Raw genomic sequence first — 18,800 nt, 5'->3', positions numbered from 1 at the left:
TTATTTTTTGTGCTAAAGGTCTTCACCGTTATTTCCTCTTTTCTTTCCGTCTGCAGCGTCATATATGTATAAGACACGGGGTCCAGCGCGATGCCGACATGCCCGAGCCCGGCCTCCGCGTTGCCCAGGAACACGAGGTCGCCGGGCAGCACGTCGGCCGCCGCCACCGGCGTCGTCGTGGCGAACAGCTCCTCCTGCGTGCCCGGCACCGAAATCCCCGCCCGCCCGTACACCGACTGCACGAGCGAGCCGCAGTCCCACGAGTCGGGACCGGCCGTCCCCGGGGCGTAGGGCTTCCCGAGGGCGTCCATCGCCGCGCTCACCGCGGTCAGCGTCTCTCCGGGCAGCACGAGGACCGAGCTCGGCTGACCGGGGCGCTGCGCCGCGCCCGCCTGCGCGCCACCGTCAGCCGAGGCCACCGGCACCAGCCCGCCGGGCAGGCCCCGCTCGGGCGTCCGCAGCTCGGCGGCCGGGGTCGCCGCGAGACCGGCCGCCTCGAGCTGGTCGACGTAGGCCCGCCAGTTGGCCGCCGTCCGCTCGTTCACGTCGACCTGCTCCTGCTGCAGCCGCGACAGCTGCCCGTCGACGACGTCCAGCGCCTCGTCCAGCTCCGCGGTCACGGCGGCGGCCGCCGCCTCCAGCTCGGCGACGCGGGCGCTCACCTCGTCGGCCCGCGCCGCGGCCCGGTCCAGCACCGCCTGGGCCCGCTGCTGCTCGTCCAGCGCCGCCCGGCGGTGGGTCTCGGCCACCGCGATGACCTCGGCGGCGTGCGAGTCGACGGCGTCCAGGAAGCCCATGGCCGAGAGGACGTCGCCGGGGTCGCCGCTGTCGAGCAGCAGGGTGAGCCGCGTGAGCCCTCCCCCGTCCCGGTAGACGGCAGCGGCGTACCCGGCGACCGCCTGCTGGTGGACCGAGAGCTCGCCCTGCTTGGCGGCCAGGACCGCACGGGCCTCCTCGACCGCCCGCTGCGCCTCCGCGAGCTCCTCGCGCGCGGCCACGACGTCGTCCTGCTGGGCGCGCAGGCCGTCCTGGACCTCCGCCGCCCGCTTCTGCAGCCGGTCGAGGTCGCGGCTGTCGAGCACGCCGGAGGTGCCCCCGGGCTGGTCGCTCGGCGCGGCCGAGGCCGAACCCGGCGCGGCGGCCAGCGCGACCGCGAGCGCGGCCGTCGCGGCCAGCAGGACCCGGTGCACGTGCGGGGCGGAGGGGCGCGACCAGGAGCGCGCGGGCATCGGACCACCTCCACCTGTCGGACGACCGCCCCCTGCGCGACCGTCACCAGCAGGAATGTTGACCCGCTCACGCCCCGAGTGCCAGGTGGAGGCCCGCGCGCACCGGCCGGACCCCCTGGACGAGGGATGCGGCGCCCGGCGCGCGTCCCCCGGACTGTCAGCACCCCGACCTAGCGTCCGCCGCGTGCCACCCACCCTCTCCGCTCCCGGCTACCAGCAGGTCTCGATCGCCGACCTCGGTACGCACCTGTCCCAGGTGACGTTCGTCGTGGTCGACCTGGAGACCACCGGCGGGTCCCCCAAGGACAGCGCGATCACCGAGATCGGGGCGGTGAAGGTGCGCGGCGGACAGGTGCTCGGGGAGTTCCAGACGCTGGTCGACCCCGGCCACGAGATCCCGCCCTACATCAGCGTGCTCACCGGGATCACCTCGATGATGGTCGCGACCGCGCCGCGGATCGACGCCGTCCTGCCCGGCTTCCTGGAGTTCGCGCGCGGCGCGGTGCTGGTGGCCCACAACGCCCCGTTCGACCTGGGGTTCCTCAAGGCGGCCTGCGCGGAGAGCGGCATCCCGTGGCCGGGGGCGGCCTCGGTCGACACCGCGGTGCTGGCGCGGCGGCTGCTGAGCCGCGACGAGGTGCCCAACTGCAAGCTGGGCACCCTGGCGCCCTACTTCTCGGCCGCCACCTCGCCCACCCACCGCGCGCTGGACGACGCCCGGGCCACCGTCGACGTCCTGCACGGACTGTTCGAGCGGCTGGGTCCGCTCGGCGTCACCACGCTCGAGGAGCTCACCGGGCTGACCCGGCAGATCGATCCCGAGCGGCGCCGGAAGCGGCATCTGGCCGACGGCGTCCCGCACGGGCCCGGCGTCTACCTCTTCCGCGGGCCGCGCGACGAGCCGCTCTACGTCGGCACGTCCACCGACCTGCGCAGCAGGGTGCGCAGCTACTTCTCCTCCAGCGAGCAGCGCAGCCGGATCACCGAGATGGTGCGGCTGGCGCACCGGATCGACACGATCTCCTGCGCCCACGCCCTGGAGGCCGCCGTCCGCGAGCTCCGGCTGATCGCCGAGCACAAGCCCCGGTACAACCGGCGCTCCCGCTTCCCCGAGCGGGCGCTGTGGGTGCGGCTCACCGAGGAGCCCTTTCCCCGCCTCTCCGTCGTGCGGCGCGTCCGGCCCGACGCCGGGGTCTTCCTCGGCCCCTTCCCCGACCGCCGGGCCGCGGACGCCGCCGTCGCCGCCGTCCACGAGGTGCTCCCGCTGCGCCAGTGCACCGCCCGGCTCTCCCCGCGCACCCCTGTGAGCGCGTGCGTGCTCGCCGGCATGGGGCGGTGCGGCGCACCGTGCACGGGCGCGCAGTCGGTCGTCGAGTACGCCGACATCGCCGCCGTCTTCGCCGCGGCCGTCCACTCCGACCCGCGGCCGCTGATGGCGCCGCTCCTGGACCGGGTCGATCGCCTGGCCGCCGAGGAGCGGTACGAGGACGCCGCCGTGCTGCGCGACCGCATCGCGGTGCTGGTGCGCGCCGTCCGCCGCCGTCAGCGCCTGGAGTCCCTGGCCGCGGTGCCCGAGCTGGTGCTGGCCCGCCCGGACGGCACCGGTGGCTGGGAGCTCTCGGTGGTCCGGTACGGCCGGCTGGTCGCGGCCGGCACCGCGCCGAGCGGGTCGACCGTGCGAAGGGTCCTGCCGGGCCTGCTGGCGACGGCCGAGACGCTGCCGGGGATCGACGTCGCACCGACGACGTCGGTCGACGAGACAGAGCTCGTGCTGCGCTGGCTGGAGAAGCCGGGCACCCGCCTCGTGCAGCTCACCGGGACCCTCGCCAGCCCCGCGCCAGGCACCGGCGCCTACAGCGGCTTCCTGGGCCAGGTCGAGGCCGGCCGCGCCGAGCGGGACCCGTTCGCCGACGGCCGGTCGCTGGGGACCCGTGCACGGCCGGAGCGGATAGCATCCCCGGCGTGATCACCGCCATCGTCATGATCGACGCCGCCACGGACTCGATCCCCGAGGTGGCGGGCGCGATCGCCGACCTCGACGGCGTCAGCGAGGTCTACTCCACCGCCGGGGAGGTCGACCTGATCGCGGTCGTCCGGGTGCGCGAGTTCGACCAGATCGCCGAGGTCATCGCCGGCCGCATCAACAAGGTGCCCGGCGTGCTGGAGACCGAGACCCACATCGCCTTCCGGGCCTACTCCAAGCACGACCTCGAGGCCGCGTTCTCGATCGGCTTCGAGTCCACCGACTGACGGCCCCGTCCAGAGGCTCGCCGCGAGCCTGCGAGCGGTGAGGAGGACGGGGTCCTTACACGGCCTGGCTGACCTCGATCCACCGGTCGAGCAGCGCCGCCGCGCGCCCGTCGTCGACCGCCGCCGCGGCCCGCTGGATCCCAGCCGCCAGCCCGTCGTGCAGTCGCACGTCGCGCTCGTCGAAGGCGGCCAGCGCCGCGGCCGCGTTCAGCAGCACGGCGTCGCGGACCGGGCCGCGCTCGCCGTCCACGACCCGCCGGAACACGTCGGCGTTGGCCCGTGCGTCACCGCCGCGCAGCGCGTCGGGCGCGGGCGTCTCGATGCCGAGCGCGGACGGGTCGACCCGGTCGGCGACCACGCGCCCGTCCCGTACCACCCAGACCGCCGAGGTCGTGGCCGTCGTCAGCTCGTCGAGCCCGTCGTCGCCGCGGAAGACCAGGGCGCGGGTCCCGCGCGCCGCCAGGACCTCGGCGAGGACCGGGGCCATGCGCGCATCGGCGCAGCCGACCGCCGCGGCAACCGGGCGCGCCGGGTTGGTCAGCGGCCCGAGGAAGTTGAAGACGGTGCCGATGCCCATCTCGCGGCGCGGCGCGGCGGCGAAGCGCATGCCGGGGTGGAAGACCGGCGCGAAGAAGAAGCCGATCCCCGCGTCCCGCACGCACCGCGCCACGGCCGGCGCCGGCAGGTCGATGACCACGCCCAGCGCCTCCAGCACGTCGGCCGCCCCGGAGGACGACGACGCGGCGCGGTTGCCGTGCTTGGCCACCGGCGCGCCGGCCGCGGCCGTCACCACCGCAGCCATCGTGGAGATGTTCACGGTGTGGGCGCCGTCGCCGCCGGTACCGACGATGTCGACGCAGTCCACCGGCAGCTGCACGTGCGTCGCCTGCGCCAGCATCTCGGCGGCCAGCCCGGCCACCTCCTCGGGAGCCTCGCCCTTCGCGCGCAGCGCGACGGTGAGGGCCGCCACCTGCGCGGGCGTCGCCTCGCCGGTCATCACCTCCCGCATCGCCCAACGGGTGTCCTCGGCGGTCAGGTCCTGCCCCGCCAGCAGCCGGTTGAGCAGGCCGGGCCAGGTGTGGGAAGCGGAAGGCGCAGCGGACGCTCGCGTCACGGGCGCACGGCCGGACGCCGGGTGGAGCTGCGCAGCAGGTCCGCGACCACGCCGGGCGCCACGAGCGGGTCCACCGGCAGCGACAGCGTCGCCTCCGCGCGCGACCAGTGCGCCAGCCACCGGTCGGGCTGCCGCGCGATCAGCAGGCAGACGGCCGGCCGGTCGGCCACCTCGACCTCCAGCTGGCGCGTGAGCGCGATCCCGCCGGTCGGCTGCGCCTCGCCGTCGAGGACGCAGAGGTCGATGCCTCCCGCGTCGACGGCGGACACGACCTCGGCCGCCGTCGAGCACTCCACCCAGGTGAGCGGACCGACGTCGCCGGCGGGACGTCGGCCGACCGCGGTGCGGACGGCCTCCCGCACCTCGGGACGGTGGCTGTAGAGCAGCACGGTCGCCGGTGCGGCGGGGTTCTCTGCGGCACTCACCCGGCCGAGCCTAGTGCCCAGGCGCCTTCCCGCAGGCCAACACCTGCGAGTCGGTATCGAGCTGGTCACATCGACGCCACGCCGTCGCCACCCGCGGTCGTGACCGGGGCCTGCCGATGCCATGATGAGCCTCGTGACAACGGCCCCCGTGGCGAGCAGCACCTTCGACACCTCGCGGGTGCACTCCCTGACCCGACCGAACATGGTCAGCGTCGGCACGATCATCTGGCTCGCCAGCGAGCTGATGTTCTTCGCCGGCCTGTTCGCCATGTACTTCACCGCGCGAGCCCGGGCCACCGATGGGTGGCCACCGGAGCCGACCGAGCTGAACCTGCCGTACGCCACGGTCTTCACGGTCATCCTCGTGGCGTCGTCGTTCACCTGCCAGTTCGGCGTCTTCGCCGCTGAGCAGGGCAACGTCTACGGGCTCCGGCGCTGGTTCACCATCACCTTCGCGATGGGCCTGGTCTTCGTGCTCGCGCAGGCGAACGAGTACCGCGTCCTGGTGACGGAGCACGGCACGACGATCTCGTCGTCGACCTACGGCTCCGTCTTCTACCTGACAACGGGTTTCCACGCCCTCCACGTCATCGGCGGGCTCATCGCCTTCGTCTACGTGCTCATCAGATCCACGATGGGCCGTTTCACGCCGGCACAGGCGACCTCCGCGATCGTGGTCTCCTACTACTGGCACTTCGTCGACGTCGTGTGGGTCGGGCTCTTCGCCACGATCTACCTGATCCGCTAGGGAACCGGTGTCCACCACGAACCCGCACTCCGACGCCCCGACCGACGCCGCGGGCCGCCCGGCCGACCGGGCCCGCGTCCGCCGCCGGTCCAAGCAGCGCCGCCGCATCGCCAACGTGGCCGGCCTCATGGCCTCGCTGGTGCTGACCGGCTCCCTCTACTCGGTGTTCGCGCCGGCCCAGGCCGCCGACGACACCACCTCCGAGTCCGCCGCCGAGGCAGCGGGCCGCGAGCTGTACGAGCGCAGCTGCATCACCTGCCACGGCGAGAACCTCGAGGGCGAGGCGAACCGCGGCCCGTCGCTCATCGGCGTCGGCGAGGCATCCGTCTACTTCCAGGTGCACACCGGCCGCATGCCGCTCGTGCGCCAGCAGGAGCAGGCTCCCGACAAGCCGGCCGTGTTCTCCGACGAGGAGATCGACCAGCTGATGGCCTACGTCCAGGCGAACGGTGGCGGCCCCACGCTGCCCTCCGGCAACCTGCAGGACGGCGACCTGGCCGAGGGCGGCGAGCTGTTCCGGCTCAACTGCGCCTCGTGCCACAACTTCGTCGGCGAGGGCGGCGCGCTCTCCTCGGGCAAGTACGCCCCCAGTCTCGAGGACGCGACCGATCTCGAGATCTACACGGCGATGCTCACCGGACCGGAGAACATGCCGGTCTTCGGGGACAACCAGCTGACCCCCGAGGAGAAGCGCTCGATCATCAATTACGTCCAAACCGTGAAGTTCCAGGCGGACCCGGGCGGCGCCGGTGTGGGCCGCATGGGCCCGGTCGCCGAGGGCCTGGTCATCTGGGTGGTCGGCGTGACCGCGCTGATGTTCGGAATCTTCTGGATGGGGAGCAAGGCGTGAACACGCACGAAACCCGCCCCGGTTCGGCCGGCGGCTCGGACACCCCGGGACCGCTGCACGGCGGCCCGGACGAGGACTACACCCCGGAGCAGCTCGCGGCTATGAGCCGCGAGGAGCTGGACATCCTGGGCGCCCGGTACGACGGCGTGGAGATCCTCCACGTCGACCCGGGCCCGGAGCCGGGCTCCCGCCTCGAGAAGCGCGCCGTCCGCCAGGTCGGCTGGACCTTCGCCGGTGCCGGAATCTCCGCACTCCTCTTCCTGGTCGTGTATGCCGGCTCCGGCTGGTTCCTGCCCGAGTGGGCCTGGGCGGAGGAAGGCACCACCTGGAGCGCCCTCTTCACCCCGCTACTGGGCCTGTTCATGGGGCTGGCGTTCACCCTCGCCGGCGTGGGCCTGGTGCTCTACACGAAGAAGCTCCTGCCGCACGAGACCGCGGTGCAGGACAAGCACGACGGCTCGCACTTCGACCGCGTCACCACGGGCGCCACGCTCGTCGGCGGTCTGCACAACAGCGGCCTCGCCCGCCGCAAGCTGCTCACCCGCTCGCTCGGCTTCATGGGCGCCGCCTTCGGGCTCATGCTCATCGCCCCGCTCGGCGGCATGATCAAGAACCCGAACAAGGGCAACCCCCTCGGCCGCACCAACTGGGCCGAGGGAGTGCGACTCGTCCGCGACGACGGCAGCCCCATCCGCCCCGGCGACCAGCAGCCGGGCTCGCTGGAGACGGTCTTCCCGGCCGTTCCGGGCGGGAACCGGCAGTCCGACGCCGCGACCATGCTCATCCGGCTCCGCCCGGAGCAGGTCACCTCCGACCGGCCCCGCGAGGGACAGGCGGACTTCGGCTACGGCGACTACGTCGCCTACTCCAAGATCTGCACCCACGCCGGTTGCCCGGTGTCGCTGTACGAGCAGGAGACCAGCCGGATCCTCTGCCCCTGCCACCAGTCGCAGTTCGACGTGACCCAGGGCGCGAAGCCGGTCTTCGGCCCGGCCACCCGGTCGCTGCCGCAGCTGCCGATCACGGTCGACGACGAGGGCTACTTCGTCGCCCGAAGTGACTACATTGAAGCCGTAGGACCCACGTACTGGAACCGGGAGCGCATCTGATGGCAGCCACCGCCACGGCGCCGGGCGCGCCGACCTCCCGGCTGGGCAAGGCCGCGACCGAGTTCGACGACCGGCTGATCGTCGCGGGCCCGGTGCGCCGCACGCTCAACAAGGTCTTCCCGGACCACTGGTCGTTCCTGCTGGGCGAGATCGCGCTCTACTGCTTCATCCTCCTGCTGCTCTCGGGCACGTACCTGACCTTCTTCTTCGACGCCACCATGACCGAGGTCGTCTACGACGGCGAGTACGACCCGCTGCGCGGCACCGACATGTCCGCGGCCTACGCCTCCGCCCTCGACCTGTCGTTCGACGTGCGCGGCGGCCTCTTCATGCGCCAGATGCACCACTGGGCGGCGCTGCTGTTCGTGGCCGCGATCGTGGTGCACCTGCTGCGCATCTTCTTCACCGGCGCCTTCCGCCGGCCACGGGAGAGCAACTGGCTCATCGGCGTGGTCATGCTCGTGCTGTCGCTGCTCATGGGCGTCACGGGCTACACCCTCCCCGACGACCTGCTCTCGGGTACCGGCCTCCGCATCATCAGCGCGATCCTGCTGTCCATCCCCGTCATCGGGACGTGGGTGCACTTCGCGATCTTCAACGGTGACTTCGTCGGTGAGGAGATCATCGGGCGGTTCTACATCGCCCACGTGCTGATCTTCCCGGCGATCCTGCTCGCCCTGATCGCGGTGCACCTGCTCATCCTGGTGAAGCAGAAGCACACACAGTTCCCTGGTCCCGGGCGAACCGAGCACAACGTGGTCGGCAACCGGCTCTTCCCGACCTTCGCCGGCAAGGCCACCGGGCTGCTGCTCGTCGTGTTCGGGGTCTGCGCGGCCCTCGCGGGTCTCGTCCAGATCAACCCGGTATGGCTGTGGGGCCCGTACAACCCCGCCCAGGTGTCGGCCGCGTCCCAGCCCGACTGGTACATCCTGTTCCTCGACGGCTCGACCCGTATCTTCCCCGCCTGGGACATCAACCTGCCCGGTGACTACACCATCCCGGCGCTGTTCTGGCCGACGGTCGTGGTGGCCGGCGCGATGTTCACGGTGCTGGCTCTCTACCCCATGATCGAGCGAAAGTTGACGGGGGACACCGCGGCGCACCACCTGCTGCAGCGGCCCCGGGACGTCCCCGTCCGGACCTCGCTCGGGGTGATGGCGCTGACCTTCTACCTGGTGCTCGTGATCTCGGGTTCGAACGACGTCATCGCCGACAAGTTCACCATCAGCTTGAACGCCATGACCTGGTTCGGACGCATCGGCGTCATCGTGTTCCCGGCCATCGCGTACATGATCACGTACCGCATCTGCCTCGGTCTGCAGCAGCACGACCGCGAGGTGCTGGAGCACGGCATCGAGACGGGTGTCATCCGGCGTCTGCCGCACGGTGAGTTCATCGAGGTGCACCAGCCGCTCGGCCCGGTCGACGAGCACGGCCACGGTCAGCTCGCCTACGGCGGCGCTCCGGTGCCGAAGCGGATGAACCAGGTCGGTGGCGCACGCCGCGCCATCCGGGGCTTCTTCACGCCGATCGAGCAGCCGTCCGCGGTGGAGCTCGAGCAGCAGGGTGAGGGCCGCGGCCTGGCAGCCGGTGAGGCCGCACGGGAGCTCACCAGCTCCGGTCGCCCGTCCGACGGGGGCCGTCCCTCCGACGGCGGCCGCCCGCAGGACACGCGCGACTGATCGACTGCTGGACAGCAGGGCCCCGGTGGATTCCACCGGGGCCCTGCTGCATTCGGCGCCTCCGCCCAACGGGACGGCGACCGAGCCGGACCACCGGACCGGGCCACCCCCGCCCGCGGCTACCCCCGCCATCCGGGACCGGAGGAGTTACCGGCCTCTCTCAGCGCCGGTGCACACCTCCGCGAGCTGGCGGGCTCGACGCCGGTTCCGCGCCGCGGACGTGGCACAGCGCCGTCCGCCGGCTCGCACCCGCTGCAGCGGGGTCGGGCCCGATCGGCGCGCTCCTCCGCTCCCCCACGCCCCGACGGTCCCGCGGCTGCGCTGCTGTCGGCGGAGCACCGGCCAGAGGGCTCAGTGAGCCCCACATCCCGGTGGCCGCCCTACTGCTGCGGCGCGCGGCCCGACATGCCCGCGGTACCGCCTCCGGGTGCACCGGTGCGCGCCAGGGCCAGGCGCAGCCGCACGTCGGCCACGCTCGACGCGCGGCGGCTCCGCTCCACACGACGTCCGGCCGGGCGCGCGCTGAATGCGCTCCGGCGCGATGACCCGCTGCGGTGCGGGACCGTTGGCCAGTTCTCCCCGACGCCACTGCACCGCGCGCAGCCGCTGACGCCCGCCTCGGCCCCGTGATGGGACGCGGGCCGCCCCAGACGGCTGCTGCCGCACCGGTGCCCGTTCCGGCGGGCAGGCCAGGCTGTCTCGCTGCCGTCCGGCGCGGTGCCAGGGGGGCGAACGACGAGGGCCCCTCCCACCGTCGGTGGAAGAGGCCCTCGTCAGGCTTGTTCGGATCAGCTCTGCTGGGCGTTCTGCCCCGTGTAGAACTCGAAGAGCAGGCCGCCGACGGTGATCAGCAGCGCCACGCCCGCGATCAGGATCAGCCACATGTAGAAGAAGGCCAGCGCCAGACCCATCAGGCCGGCGGACAGCGCCAGGGCGAACGGCCAGTAGCTCGCCGGCGGGAAGAAGCCCAGCTCGCCCGCACCGTCGGCGATGTCGGCGTCCTTGCGGTCCTCCGGTCGCGCGTCGATGCGACGCGAGATGAACCAGAAGAAGCCACCGATCAGGCCGGTCAGGCCCCCGGACAGCGCGAGCGCCGTCGTGCCGATGGGCTCGCGGGACCACAGGCCGTAGACGATCGCGGCCACGATGCAGAACAGCGTGATGAGGTTGAAGATCAGCGCCTCGACCTTCACGGTCGTGCCTCCTCGAGCGTGGTTCCCGTGCGGGGAGCGGGAGCGTCAGTCACCAGCGGACTGCTGCTGGTCTGCGTTCTTGTTCTGAGCCAGGTCCAGCGGCGTCGTCGTGCCGGCGTCGCCGGGCTGACCGATCGACTCCAGGGCCTCGTAGGTCTCCAGCCCGGACTCACGAGCGGCCAGGTAGGCGTCGTAGTCATCGCCGGAGACCGCGCGCACCTCGAAGTTCATGTACGCGTGGTAGGTGCCGCACAGCTCGGCGCAGCGGCCGACGTAGGCACCCTCCTCCTGGACGGTGACCTCGAAGACGTTGTCGCGGCCGTTCTCGTTGCCGGGGATCACGTCGAGCTTGAAGAGGAACTCGGGGACCCAGAACGAGTGGATGACGTCGGCGGAAGCCACCTGGAACCGGATGGAGCGATCGGTGGGCACCACCAGGATCGGGATGTCGGTGCTGGTGCCGACGGTGTCGACCGGCTCGCCGTCCTGCCCCTCGGTCTCCGGGTAGACGAACTGCCAGTTCCACTTGAATGCGTTGACCTGGATGGTCTCGTCCGGGTCCGCGCTGCGGTCCATCACCTTGTTCTGCGTCACCACGGTGAAGAAGAACAGCCCGGCGATGATCAGGAACGGGATGACCGTGAGCACGATCTCCAGCGGCAGGTTGTACGCCGTCTGCCGCGGCAGCTCGTCACCCCGCTTCCGGTGACGGACGACCGAGTAGCCGATCAGGGCCCAGACGATGATGCCGACGATCAGGGCGGCGATGACCGACCCCGTCCACAGCTCACGCATGGCGGTGGCCTCTTCGGTGATCCCTTCGGGCCATCCGAAGCGCCAGAACTCATTGTTCGGCATCTCGCATCCGGTGAGGGTGAGCACCCCCAGGAGACCGAGCGCGGCCAGCCGCGCGAGCCTGCTGCCTCGAGCCACTGCTCGCTGCCTCCTCGTCCTCCGCCCGGTTCCCGGGCGGTCGTTCCAGCGGGTCCTCCACCGGTCTTCGGCGGAGTGCGTCCACGCCGATCACAGTGTGGGCCGAGACTAGCCGACCCGCCTCAGGGGCTGACCACCGGAGACGGCTGCGGCGGGTCGCGGCTCCCCGGTACCGGCCCGACTCCGGCGGGCGCCCCCGCATCCCCCGGTGCCGGCCCGCGAGCCGGGTGGGCGCCGCGGGCACGGCGGTTAGAGTCGGGTGCGTGTACACCCGGCTCCTGACCCCGAGATGGGTGCTGCTGCACCTGCTCGTGGTCGCCCTGTTCGTCGCGACGTTCTTCCTCGGGCACTGGCAGCTCACCAAGGCCGAGGACGGCGGCGGTGCGGTGAACTGGAGCTACGCGCTGCAGTGGCCGCTCTACGGCTTCATGGGCCTGTGGTTCTACGTCCGGATGGTGCGCGACGAGCTCCGCCGTGACCCCGACGCCGACTCCCCGAGCAACGCCGTCGTGCTCTACCAGCGTCCCCGCATCGACACCTCGGGCGACCCCGAGCTGGCCGCGTACAACGCCTACCTCGCCGAGCTCAACGAGCGGGCGCTGGGACAGAGGAGCAGCAGCAATGGCCGTTGAGCAGCCGACGCGCGCCGCCGGCCGCGACGTCCCCCCGGCACTGACCCGCTACCGCGTCATGGCCAACGTCGTCGGGGTGCTCCTCATCGCGCTGATCTTCGTGGCCGTGCCGCTGAACCACCTGGCGGACATCCCCGAGCCCTCCACGGTGCTGGGTACCGCGCACGGCTGGCTCTACGGCTTGTTCTTCCTGGCCACGGTGGACCTCGCCCTGCGGGCCCGGTGGACCCTCAAGGGCTTCCTGGTCACCGTCCTCGCCGGGACGGTCCCCTTCCTCTCCTTCTGGGCCGAGCGACGGGCCACCCGGAAGACCCGCGCCGGCGAGCGCGTCTGACCGTCGCGGTCCCCCGCCCCCTCACGATCCCGGAGTACCGCGCCTCATGTGTGGCCTGATCGCCTACTTCTCCACCGACGCCGACCGCGTCGACGACGGAACGGTCGACGCGGTGCGGGCCGCGCAGAACTGCGTCCGCCACCGCGGTCCCGACGAGAACGAGGCCTGGTGGGACACCCGGGCGGTGTTCGGGTTCAACCGGCTGTCCTTCATCGACATCGAGCACAGCCACCAGCCGATGCCCTACGCCGACGGCCGGTACCGGATCGTCTTCAACGGCGAGATCTACAACTACCTGGAGCTGCGTGAGGAGCTCACGGCCGCGGGCGCCACGTTCGCCACCGAGGGCGACACCGAGGCGATCGTCGCCGGCTACCACCTGTGGGGCGAGGACGTCGTCCCGAAACTGCGCGGGATGTTCGCCTTCCTGATCTGGGACACCCAGGAGAAGACGGTCTTCGGAGCCCGCGACCCGTTCGGCATCAAGCCGCTGTTCACCGCGCGGCTGGCCGACGGCGGTCTGGTCTTCAGCTCCGAGAAGAAGGCCGTCCTGGAACTGCTCGGCGGCAGCGACGCGGCGGGCGGGGTGGACGCCGCCTCGCTGCAGCACTACCTGACCCTGCAGTACGTCCCGGAGCCCGCCACGCTGCACCGGGGGATCCGCCGCATCGAGAGCGGCACCAGCTTCACCGTCGTCGACGGCGAACTGACCACCAGGCGCTACTTCCACCCGACCTTCCCGATCCGCCCGGTCGCGAAGGACGAGCAGCAGGCGCTCTACGACCGCATCGCCGACGTGCTCGACGACTCCGTGCGCATGCACATGCGGGCCGATGTGACCGTCGGGTCGTTCCTCTCCGGCGGCATCGACTCCACGGCCATCGCCGCCCTGGCCAAGCGCTACAACCCCGAGCTGCTGACCTTCACCACCGGCTTCGAGCGCCAGGGCTTCTCCGAGATCGACGTCGCCGCCGAGTCCGCGGCCGCCATCGGCGTCGAGCACATCACCAAGGTGGTGACGCCGCAGGAGTTCGCCGAGTCCATCCCGCTGGTCGTCTGGTACCTCGACGACCCGGTCGCCGACCCCGCGCTCGTGCCGCTGTACTTCATCGCCCGCGAGGCCCGGAAGCACGTGAAGGTCGTGCTCTCCGGGGAGGGCGCCGACGAGCTGTTCGGCGGCTACAACATCTACCGCGAGCCGCTGTCCCTGGCGGCCTTCGAGAAGCTCCCCCGCGGCATTCTCCGGGCGCTCGGGGCGCTGTCCACGAAGCTGCCCGACGGCATGCGCGGCAAGGACCTGCTGCGGCGCGGCTCGATCCCGCTGGAGCAGCGGTACTACGGCAACGCCCGGCTCTTCCGCGACGACGAGCTCGGTTTCCTGCGCAGCCGCGACCCCGACCTCTCGCACGTGACGGTGACCCGGGAGCTGTACGAGCGCACCCGCGCGGCCGGCTACGACGACGTCACGGCCATGCAGTACGTGGACCTGTTCACCTGGCTGCGCGGCGACATCCTGGTCAAGGCCGACAAGATGACCATGGCGAACTCGCTGGAGCTGCGGGTGCCGTTCCTCGACCCCGAGGTCTTCCGGGTGGCATCCACCATTCCGGTCGACCAGCGGGTGACCAAGGAGACGACGAAGTACGCCCTGCGCCGGGCGCTGGAGCAGATCGTGCCCGCGCACGTGCTGAACCGGCGCAAGCTCGGTTTCCCGGTGCCCACCCGGCACTGGCTGGCCGAGGACCTGCACGACTGGGCGCGGCAGGTCATCGAGGACAGCGACACCGACCAGTGGCTGGACAGGTCCCAGGTGCTGGCGATGCTCGCGGCCCACCGGGACAACCAGCGGTCCGGCTCACCTGTGGACTACTCGCGCAAGCTCTGGACCCTGCTGGTGTTCATGATCTGGCACGGCATCTTCGTCGAGGGCCGGATCCGCCCCGAGATCCCCGCGACCGTCTACCCCGTCCGGCTCTAGGGACGACGGACCGGCCGGACGCGGGCGTGGGCCGGGACGTACTCGGCGAGCGCGTCACCTCCCAGGACACCCACGGCCGACCGCAGGCGCGGCGGGAGGCCGCGCTGCTCCCGCAGTTCCACGGGTCCCCGTCCTCCGGGATGTCGGGCAGCGGAGCCAGGACCGCTCGTCGGACCCCGGCTCGTCCGACTTCCACAGGATCTGGTCGCCGCAGGTATACGTCGACCTCGCCATGTCCGGATCCTCACATCAGGACGACGGACGACGCAGCGCCCGGCTTCCCCGAGGGGAAACCGGGCGCTGCGTCGTCCGCGCCAGCTGCGTGCCGGCGGAGGGATCAGTTGAACGAGTCGCCGCAGGCGCAGGAACCCTGCGCGTTGGGGTTGTCGATCGTGAAGCCCTGCTTCTCGATGCTGTCGACGAAGTCGATCGTGGCGCCACCCAGGTACGGGCCGCTCATCCGGTCGACGATCACCTCGACGCCACCGAAGTCGTAGGTCTGGTCGCCGTCGAGGTACCGCTCGTCGAAGAAGAGCTGGTACCGCAGGCCGGAGCAACCGCCGGGCTGGACGGCGATGCGCAGCCGCAGGTCGTCGCGACCCTCCTGGTCCAGCAACGCCTTCACCTTGGCGGCGGCGGGGTCGCTGAGCACGACGCCGGTGGCCGCAGTGTCCTGCACCGTCATATTCCTGTCCTCTCCCTCCGAGGTGTCCGCGAGAGCGCACTCCGCTACGGACGAACGCCGCCGGAACGGCTCCTCTTCCCGTGCACCCACTGTACGGCTCCGGGCGCGACGTCCGGGGCTGGATTGCTCACACACGTAGACTTCCCGGCCGTGAAGCTCCGCCTGCCCGGCCGCCGCGACCCCGTTCCGACGCCCGATGCCGCCTCCGGCGACTCGGCCGAACTGACCGAGCAGATGCTCAAGGCCGGCGGCAAGGGGCGGCCGACGCCCAAGCGCAACGAGGCCCAGGGCCGGCGCCAGGGCCCGCCTCCGCCGCCGCCCACCACGCGCAAGGAGGCCTACAAGCGGATGCGCGAGCAGCAGGCGGCGCGGCGCACCGAGACCCGGCTGGGCGCGGCTCGCGGCGACGACTCCTACCTGCCCGCGCGGGACCGCGGGCCGGTGCGCAAGCTCGTGCGCGACGTCGTCGACAGCCGCCGGAACATCGGCAGCCTCTTCCTCCTCGTCGCCGCCGTCGCGCTGATCGGCACCTTCGTGCCCAGCCTGGCGGTGAAGGCCTACTCCAGCTTCGTGCTCTTCGGCTTCTTCATCGTGCTGATCATCGACTCGGTGGTGCTGGGCCGGAAGATCCGGCAGGCGGTGACCGCCCGGTTCCCCGACGACGACCACCGCATGAAGGGCCTGATCTGGTACGGCATCAGCCGCTCGACCATGATCCGCAAGTGGCGCTTCCCCAAGCCCGACGTCGGGGTCGGCGCCACGATCTGACCGAGGACGCTCCTGCCCCGGCACACGTTCGACGTCGTCCTGCTCGTGGAGACGTTCGGCGACCATCTCGGGCACGGCACCGGCACCTCGGCCAAGCAGCTTCCCCGTCCAGCTGCACCGGCTCCGTGCGGTCGGCGCCGTCGCGGGCACCAACGACGTCGTCGCGGTCCACCTCGGCCGCCGCGACCCGCCGGCGTCGCTGCTCGCGGCCCGGGCGGCGGGGCACGGCGGCCGCCTGGTGCCCGACGGCACGGGGCTCGACGCCGGGGGCCGCCGGGGCGGGGACCGCGCAGGACGCCTAACGTCGCCGCACGTGGAATTCAGACGACTCGGCCGCTCCGGCCTGACCATCTCCGAGATCGCGTACGGCAACTGGCTCACCCACGGCGGGCAGGTGGAGGAGGACGCGGCGAACGCGTGCGTCCGCGCCGCCCTGGACGCCGGGATCACCACCTTCGACACCGCTGACGTCTACGCCGGCACCCGCGCCGAGACGGTGCTCGGCGAGGCGCTCGCGGGCGTCCGCCGCGAGTCGATCGAGCTCTTCACCAAGGTCTACTGGCCGACCGGCCCCGGGCAGAACGACCGCGGGCTGGGCCGCAAGCACATCATCGAGAGCGCGCACGCCTCGCTGCGGCGGCTGCGCACCGACTACGTCGACCTGTACCAGGCACACCGCTACGACACCACGGTGCCGCTCGAGGAGACGATGACCGCCTTCGCCGACCTGGTCAGGCAGGGCAAGGCGCTCTACATCGGCGTCTCGGAGTGGAACGCCGAGCAGATCGCCGCCGGCGCCGCCCTCGCCCGCGACCTGGGCATCCAGCTGATCAGCAACCAGCCGCAGTACTCGATGCTCTGGCGGGTCATCGAGTCCGAGGTGGTCCCGACCTCGGAGCAGGAGGGCGTCTCGCAGATCGTGTGGTCGCCACTGGCCCAGGGCATCCTGACCGGCAAGTACCGGCCGGGCGAGCAGCCGCCGGCCGACAGCCGGGCCGGGCACACCGAGGCCGGCCAGTCGATGCAGCGGTTCATGCGCGACGACCTGCTGGGGCGCGTGCAGGAGCTGCGCCCGATCGCCGAGGACCTGGGGCTGTCCATGGCTCAGCTGGCACTGGCCTGGGTGCTGCAGAACCGGAACGTGGCGGCGGCGATCATCGGCGCCACCCGCCCTGAGCAGGTGCACGACAACGTGAAGGCCGCGGGCGTGACCCTCGACGCCGACGTCCTGGCCCGGATCGACGAGGTCCTGGGCGACGTCGTGGAACGCGACCCGGGCAAGACGGCCCGGGGCTTCTGAGCCCCGGGCCGCCGGCGCCGCATCGTGCCCCTCAGGCTCTACCTGAGGGTCACGATGCGGCGAGCCCCATGCCGTAGACCTTCCGGTCGCCGTCGATCAGGGTCACGGTCGCGACACCGCGGTCGAGCAGCTCCCGCCAGTTCTCCCCGAGCCACGACTCGGCGTCGCTCTGGTTGTCCGACTCCGGCACCTCGACCCCCACCGCGGCGGGCTCCAGGGTCGAGCCGGACGGGTCCTCCAAGCGCCAGTGCCAGGTCATGGGGGCAGGCTAGCCGGGCGCCGTGGCCGACGCCTGCACTGTGATCGTCCCGCCGGTTTCCGACCCGTCGGCGCGGGCATGGCACTGCATCGACCCGCCTACCGGAGGACAGATGACCGCCAGCTCCCAGCCCGCGACGGGCGCCACCCGGGCGTCGACGCCCCCGCCCGACCCGGCCACCGCCACCACCGGCGAGCTGATCGGCGCCCTCCCGGACCTGGTCAGCCGTCTCGTGCGCGACGAGGTCCGGCTCGCCCAGGCGGAGGTCACGCAGAAGGCTAAGCGGCTGGGGCTGGGCGCGGGACTGTTCGGCGGCGCCGGTCTCCTCGCCGTCCTCGGGCTCGGCGCGCTGGTGACCGCCGCGATCCTCGGGCTCGCCAACGTGATGCCGGGGTGGCTGGCCGCGATCGTCGTCGCCCTCGCCCTCTTCCTGATCGCCGGTGTGCTGGCGCTGGTCGGCAAGAAGGACGTGCAGCAGGCGGCACCGCCGCTGCCCACCGAGACCCTCGCCAGCGTCCAGGAGGACATCGCCGCCGTGAAGCGAGGGATCAGCCGATGAGCACCCGCCCGGAGGGCGCGAACGGATCCGACGGCGGCCCGACCGACGTCGACGCGATCAAGGCCGACATCGACGCCACCCGCGAGCAGCTCGGTCGCACGGTCGACGAGCTGAGCCACCGGCTGGACGTCCCCGCGCGCACCAAGGAAAGTGCGCTGCGGGCCAAGGACACCGCGGTGGAGACCTACCGCGAGAGCCCGCCGCTCATCATCGCCGGCCTGCTGGCCGTCGTCGGGGTGATCGCCGGGATCGTCGTGCTGCGGAAGAAGCGCGCTGAGCGCGCCACGAGGAGGAGGAAGCGTTGAGCAAGGGAGCCAAGTTCGCCTACCGGCCCATCGGCCTGATCGGCGGCATCCTGGCCGGATCGCTGAGCGGGATCGCCTTCAAGCAGATCTGGAAGGCGGTCGCCAACGAGGACGACGCGCCCTCGGCGCTGCAGAGCGAGTACCGCATGCGCGAGGTCGTGCTGGCCGCCGCGATCCAGGGCGCGATCTTCGCGGCCACCAAGGCCGCCATCGACCGCGCCGGCGCCCGTGGGTTCACCAAGCTGACCGGTAGCTGGCCCGGCGACTGAAACAAGGACCCCCCGCCCCCTGTCTCTTATAAAATCATGACGCTGCCGACGAACAGGCTAGGTTAAATCTAGATGGTAGTCGTATCATTAAAAAAAAAAGAAATAAATGAACTAACAGACACAAGAAAACGAAAAAGAAAGAAGTAAACAGATAAAAAATAGAAATACCAAAATAACA

At 71.6% G+C, this 18,800-nt stretch carries 21 protein-coding genes; 14 read left to right on the top strand and 7 right to left on the bottom strand.

Features of this window, described 5'->3' with window-relative positions; all coding sequences use genetic code 11:
- Positions 1-1,229, bottom strand: a 1,229-nt coding sequence (locus C5508_RS15165) for a C40 family peptidase (RefSeq protein WP_198598109.1), incomplete at its 3' end; no start/stop codon positions are given.
- 184 nt (positions 1,230-1,413) lie between these two features.
- On the opposite strand from C5508_RS15165, the gene C5508_RS15160 reads away from it, so the two are divergent.
- A complete protein-coding gene (locus tag C5508_RS15160; protein ID WP_232797167.1) occupies positions 1,414-3,195 on the top strand; it encodes a DEDD exonuclease domain-containing protein in 1,782 nt (593 codons plus the stop codon).
- A complete protein-coding gene (locus C5508_RS15155; RefSeq protein ID WP_104525781.1) occupies positions 3,192-3,479 on the top strand; it encodes an Lrp/AsnC family transcriptional regulator in 288 nt (95 codons plus the stop codon). The genes C5508_RS15160 and C5508_RS15155 overlap by 4 nt, the downstream gene beginning before the upstream one ends.
- A gap of 55 nt (positions 3,480-3,534) precedes the next feature.
- Here the strand turns inward: C5508_RS15155 and trpD are convergent, their stop codons facing one another.
- Entirely contained in the window at positions 3,535-4,593 is a 1,059-nt protein-coding gene (gene trpD / locus C5508_RS15150; RefSeq protein WP_104525780.1) for an anthranilate phosphoribosyltransferase, read from the bottom strand.
- Positions 4,590-5,018: a response regulator gene (locus C5508_RS15145; protein WP_104525779.1), complete on the bottom strand. Its 429-nt coding sequence runs from the start codon at positions 5,016-5,018 to the stop codon at positions 4,590-4,592. The genes trpD and C5508_RS15145 overlap by 4 nt, the downstream gene beginning before the upstream one ends.
- A 133-nt stretch (positions 5,019-5,151) precedes the next feature.
- Here C5508_RS15145 and ctaE point away from each other — a divergent pair, with 133 nt between their 5' ends.
- From ctaE to qcrB, 4 genes are read left to right on the top strand one after another with little or no spacing between them, the layout of a single operon-like run.
- Positions 5,152-5,766, top strand: coding sequence for an aa3-type cytochrome oxidase subunit III (gene ctaE, locus C5508_RS15140; RefSeq protein WP_456297901.1), 615 nt, complete (start codon positions 5,152-5,154; stop codon positions 5,764-5,766).
- A gap of 7 nt (positions 5,767-5,773) precedes the next feature.
- Positions 5,774-6,616, top strand: coding sequence for a cytochrome bc1 complex diheme cytochrome c subunit (qcrC, locus tag C5508_RS15135; RefSeq protein WP_198598107.1), 843 nt, complete (start codon positions 5,774-5,776; stop codon positions 6,614-6,616).
- Entirely contained in the window at positions 6,613-7,725 is a 1,113-nt protein-coding gene (gene qcrA, locus C5508_RS15130; RefSeq protein ID WP_104525777.1) for a cytochrome bc1 complex Rieske iron-sulfur subunit, read from the top strand. The genes qcrC and qcrA overlap by 4 nt, the downstream gene beginning before the upstream one ends.
- Positions 7,725-9,407 carry a cytochrome bc1 complex cytochrome b subunit gene (qcrB, locus tag C5508_RS15125; protein WP_104525776.1) on the top strand — a complete coding sequence of 561 codons (1,683 nt, stop codon included), beginning with the start codon at positions 7,725-7,727 and terminating at the stop codon, positions 9,405-9,407. The genes qcrA and qcrB overlap by 1 nt, the downstream gene beginning before the upstream one ends.
- 788 nt (positions 9,408-10,195) lie before the next feature.
- Here the strand turns inward: qcrB and C5508_RS15120 are convergent.
- Both C5508_RS15120 and ctaC read right to left on the bottom strand, forming a co-directional pair.
- On the bottom strand, positions 10,196-10,600 hold the full coding sequence (locus C5508_RS15120; protein ID WP_104525775.1) for a cytochrome c oxidase subunit 4: 405 nt from the start codon (positions 10,598-10,600) through the stop codon (positions 10,196-10,198).
- 45 nt (positions 10,601-10,645) lie between these two features.
- Complete coding sequence (ctaC, locus tag C5508_RS15115; protein ID WP_104525774.1) at positions 10,646-11,533, bottom strand: aa3-type cytochrome oxidase subunit II; 888 nt, start codon at positions 11,531-11,533, stop codon at positions 10,646-10,648.
- Positions 11,534-11,796: 263 nt separating this feature from the next.
- Between ctaC and C5508_RS15110 the strand changes: the two genes are divergently transcribed.
- Genes C5508_RS15110 through asnB form a run of 3 tightly spaced genes read left to right on the top strand, consistent with a single transcriptional unit; the run spans position 11,797 to position 14,477 of the window.
- Entirely contained in the window at positions 11,797-12,165 is a 369-nt protein-coding gene (locus C5508_RS15110) for a metalloprotease (protein ID WP_104525773.1), read from the top strand.
- Positions 12,155-12,499, top strand: coding sequence for a DUF3817 domain-containing protein (locus C5508_RS15105; protein ID WP_104525772.1), 345 nt, complete (start codon positions 12,155-12,157; stop codon positions 12,497-12,499). The genes C5508_RS15110 and C5508_RS15105 overlap by 11 nt, the downstream gene beginning before the upstream one ends.
- Before the next feature lie 46 nt (positions 12,500-12,545).
- Positions 12,546-14,477 (top strand): asparagine synthase (glutamine-hydrolyzing), encoded by a 1,932-nt coding sequence (gene asnB, locus C5508_RS15100; protein WP_104525771.1) that lies wholly within the window; start codon positions 12,546-12,548, stop codon positions 14,475-14,477.
- A 337-nt stretch (positions 14,478-14,814) separates the two neighbouring features.
- On the opposite strand, the gene C5508_RS15095 is transcribed toward asnB, so the two are convergent.
- Positions 14,815-15,162: a HesB/IscA family protein gene (locus tag C5508_RS15095; protein ID WP_104525770.1), complete on the bottom strand. Its 348-nt coding sequence runs from the start codon at positions 15,160-15,162 to the stop codon at positions 14,815-14,817.
- A 150-nt stretch (positions 15,163-15,312) separates the two neighbouring features.
- Here C5508_RS15095 and C5508_RS15090 point away from each other — a divergent pair, with 150 nt between their 5' ends.
- Together C5508_RS15090 and C5508_RS15085 are read left to right on the top strand one after the other, a co-directional pair.
- Positions 15,313-15,930, top strand: a complete 618-nt coding sequence (locus C5508_RS15090) for a DUF3043 domain-containing protein (protein ID WP_104525769.1) — start codon at positions 15,313-15,315, stop codon at positions 15,928-15,930.
- A gap of 313 nt (positions 15,931-16,243) precedes the next feature.
- On the top strand, positions 16,244-17,230 hold the full coding sequence (locus C5508_RS15085; RefSeq protein ID WP_104525768.1) for an aldo/keto reductase family protein: 987 nt from the start codon (positions 16,244-16,246) through the stop codon (positions 17,228-17,230).
- Between the two features lie 49 nt (positions 17,231-17,279).
- Here C5508_RS15085 and C5508_RS15080 read toward each other — a convergent pair whose 3' ends face one another.
- Positions 17,280-17,489 carry a hypothetical protein gene (locus tag C5508_RS15080; RefSeq protein ID WP_104525767.1) on the bottom strand — a complete coding sequence of 70 codons (210 nt, stop codon included), beginning with the start codon at positions 17,487-17,489 and terminating at the stop codon, positions 17,280-17,282.
- A 112-nt stretch (positions 17,490-17,601) separates the two neighbouring features.
- Between C5508_RS15080 and C5508_RS15075 the strand changes: the two genes are divergently transcribed.
- The 3 genes from C5508_RS15075 to C5508_RS15065 are packed head-to-tail and all read left to right on the top strand — an operon-like array spanning position 17,602 to position 18,622.
- Entirely contained in the window at positions 17,602-18,048 is a 447-nt protein-coding gene (locus C5508_RS15075) for a phage holin family protein (RefSeq protein ID WP_104525766.1), read from the top strand.
- Entirely contained in the window at positions 18,045-18,353 is a 309-nt protein-coding gene (locus C5508_RS15070; protein WP_104525765.1) for a DUF3618 domain-containing protein, read from the top strand. The genes C5508_RS15075 and C5508_RS15070 overlap by 4 nt, the downstream gene beginning before the upstream one ends.
- Positions 18,350-18,622, top strand: a complete 273-nt coding sequence (locus C5508_RS15065; RefSeq protein ID WP_104525764.1) for a DUF4235 domain-containing protein — start codon at positions 18,350-18,352, stop codon at positions 18,620-18,622. The genes C5508_RS15070 and C5508_RS15065 overlap by 4 nt, the downstream gene beginning before the upstream one ends.
- The last annotated feature ends 178 nt before the right edge of the window (positions 18,623-18,800 follow it).

It is taken from the genome of Blastococcus atacamensis, assembly GCF_002938425.1.
Classification (GTDB): domain Bacteria; phylum Actinomycetota; class Actinomycetes; order Mycobacteriales; family Geodermatophilaceae; genus Blastococcus; species Blastococcus atacamensis.
The sequence above is the reverse complement of the archived record's forward strand: the minus strand, read 5'-3'. Positions and strand labels throughout refer to the sequence as shown.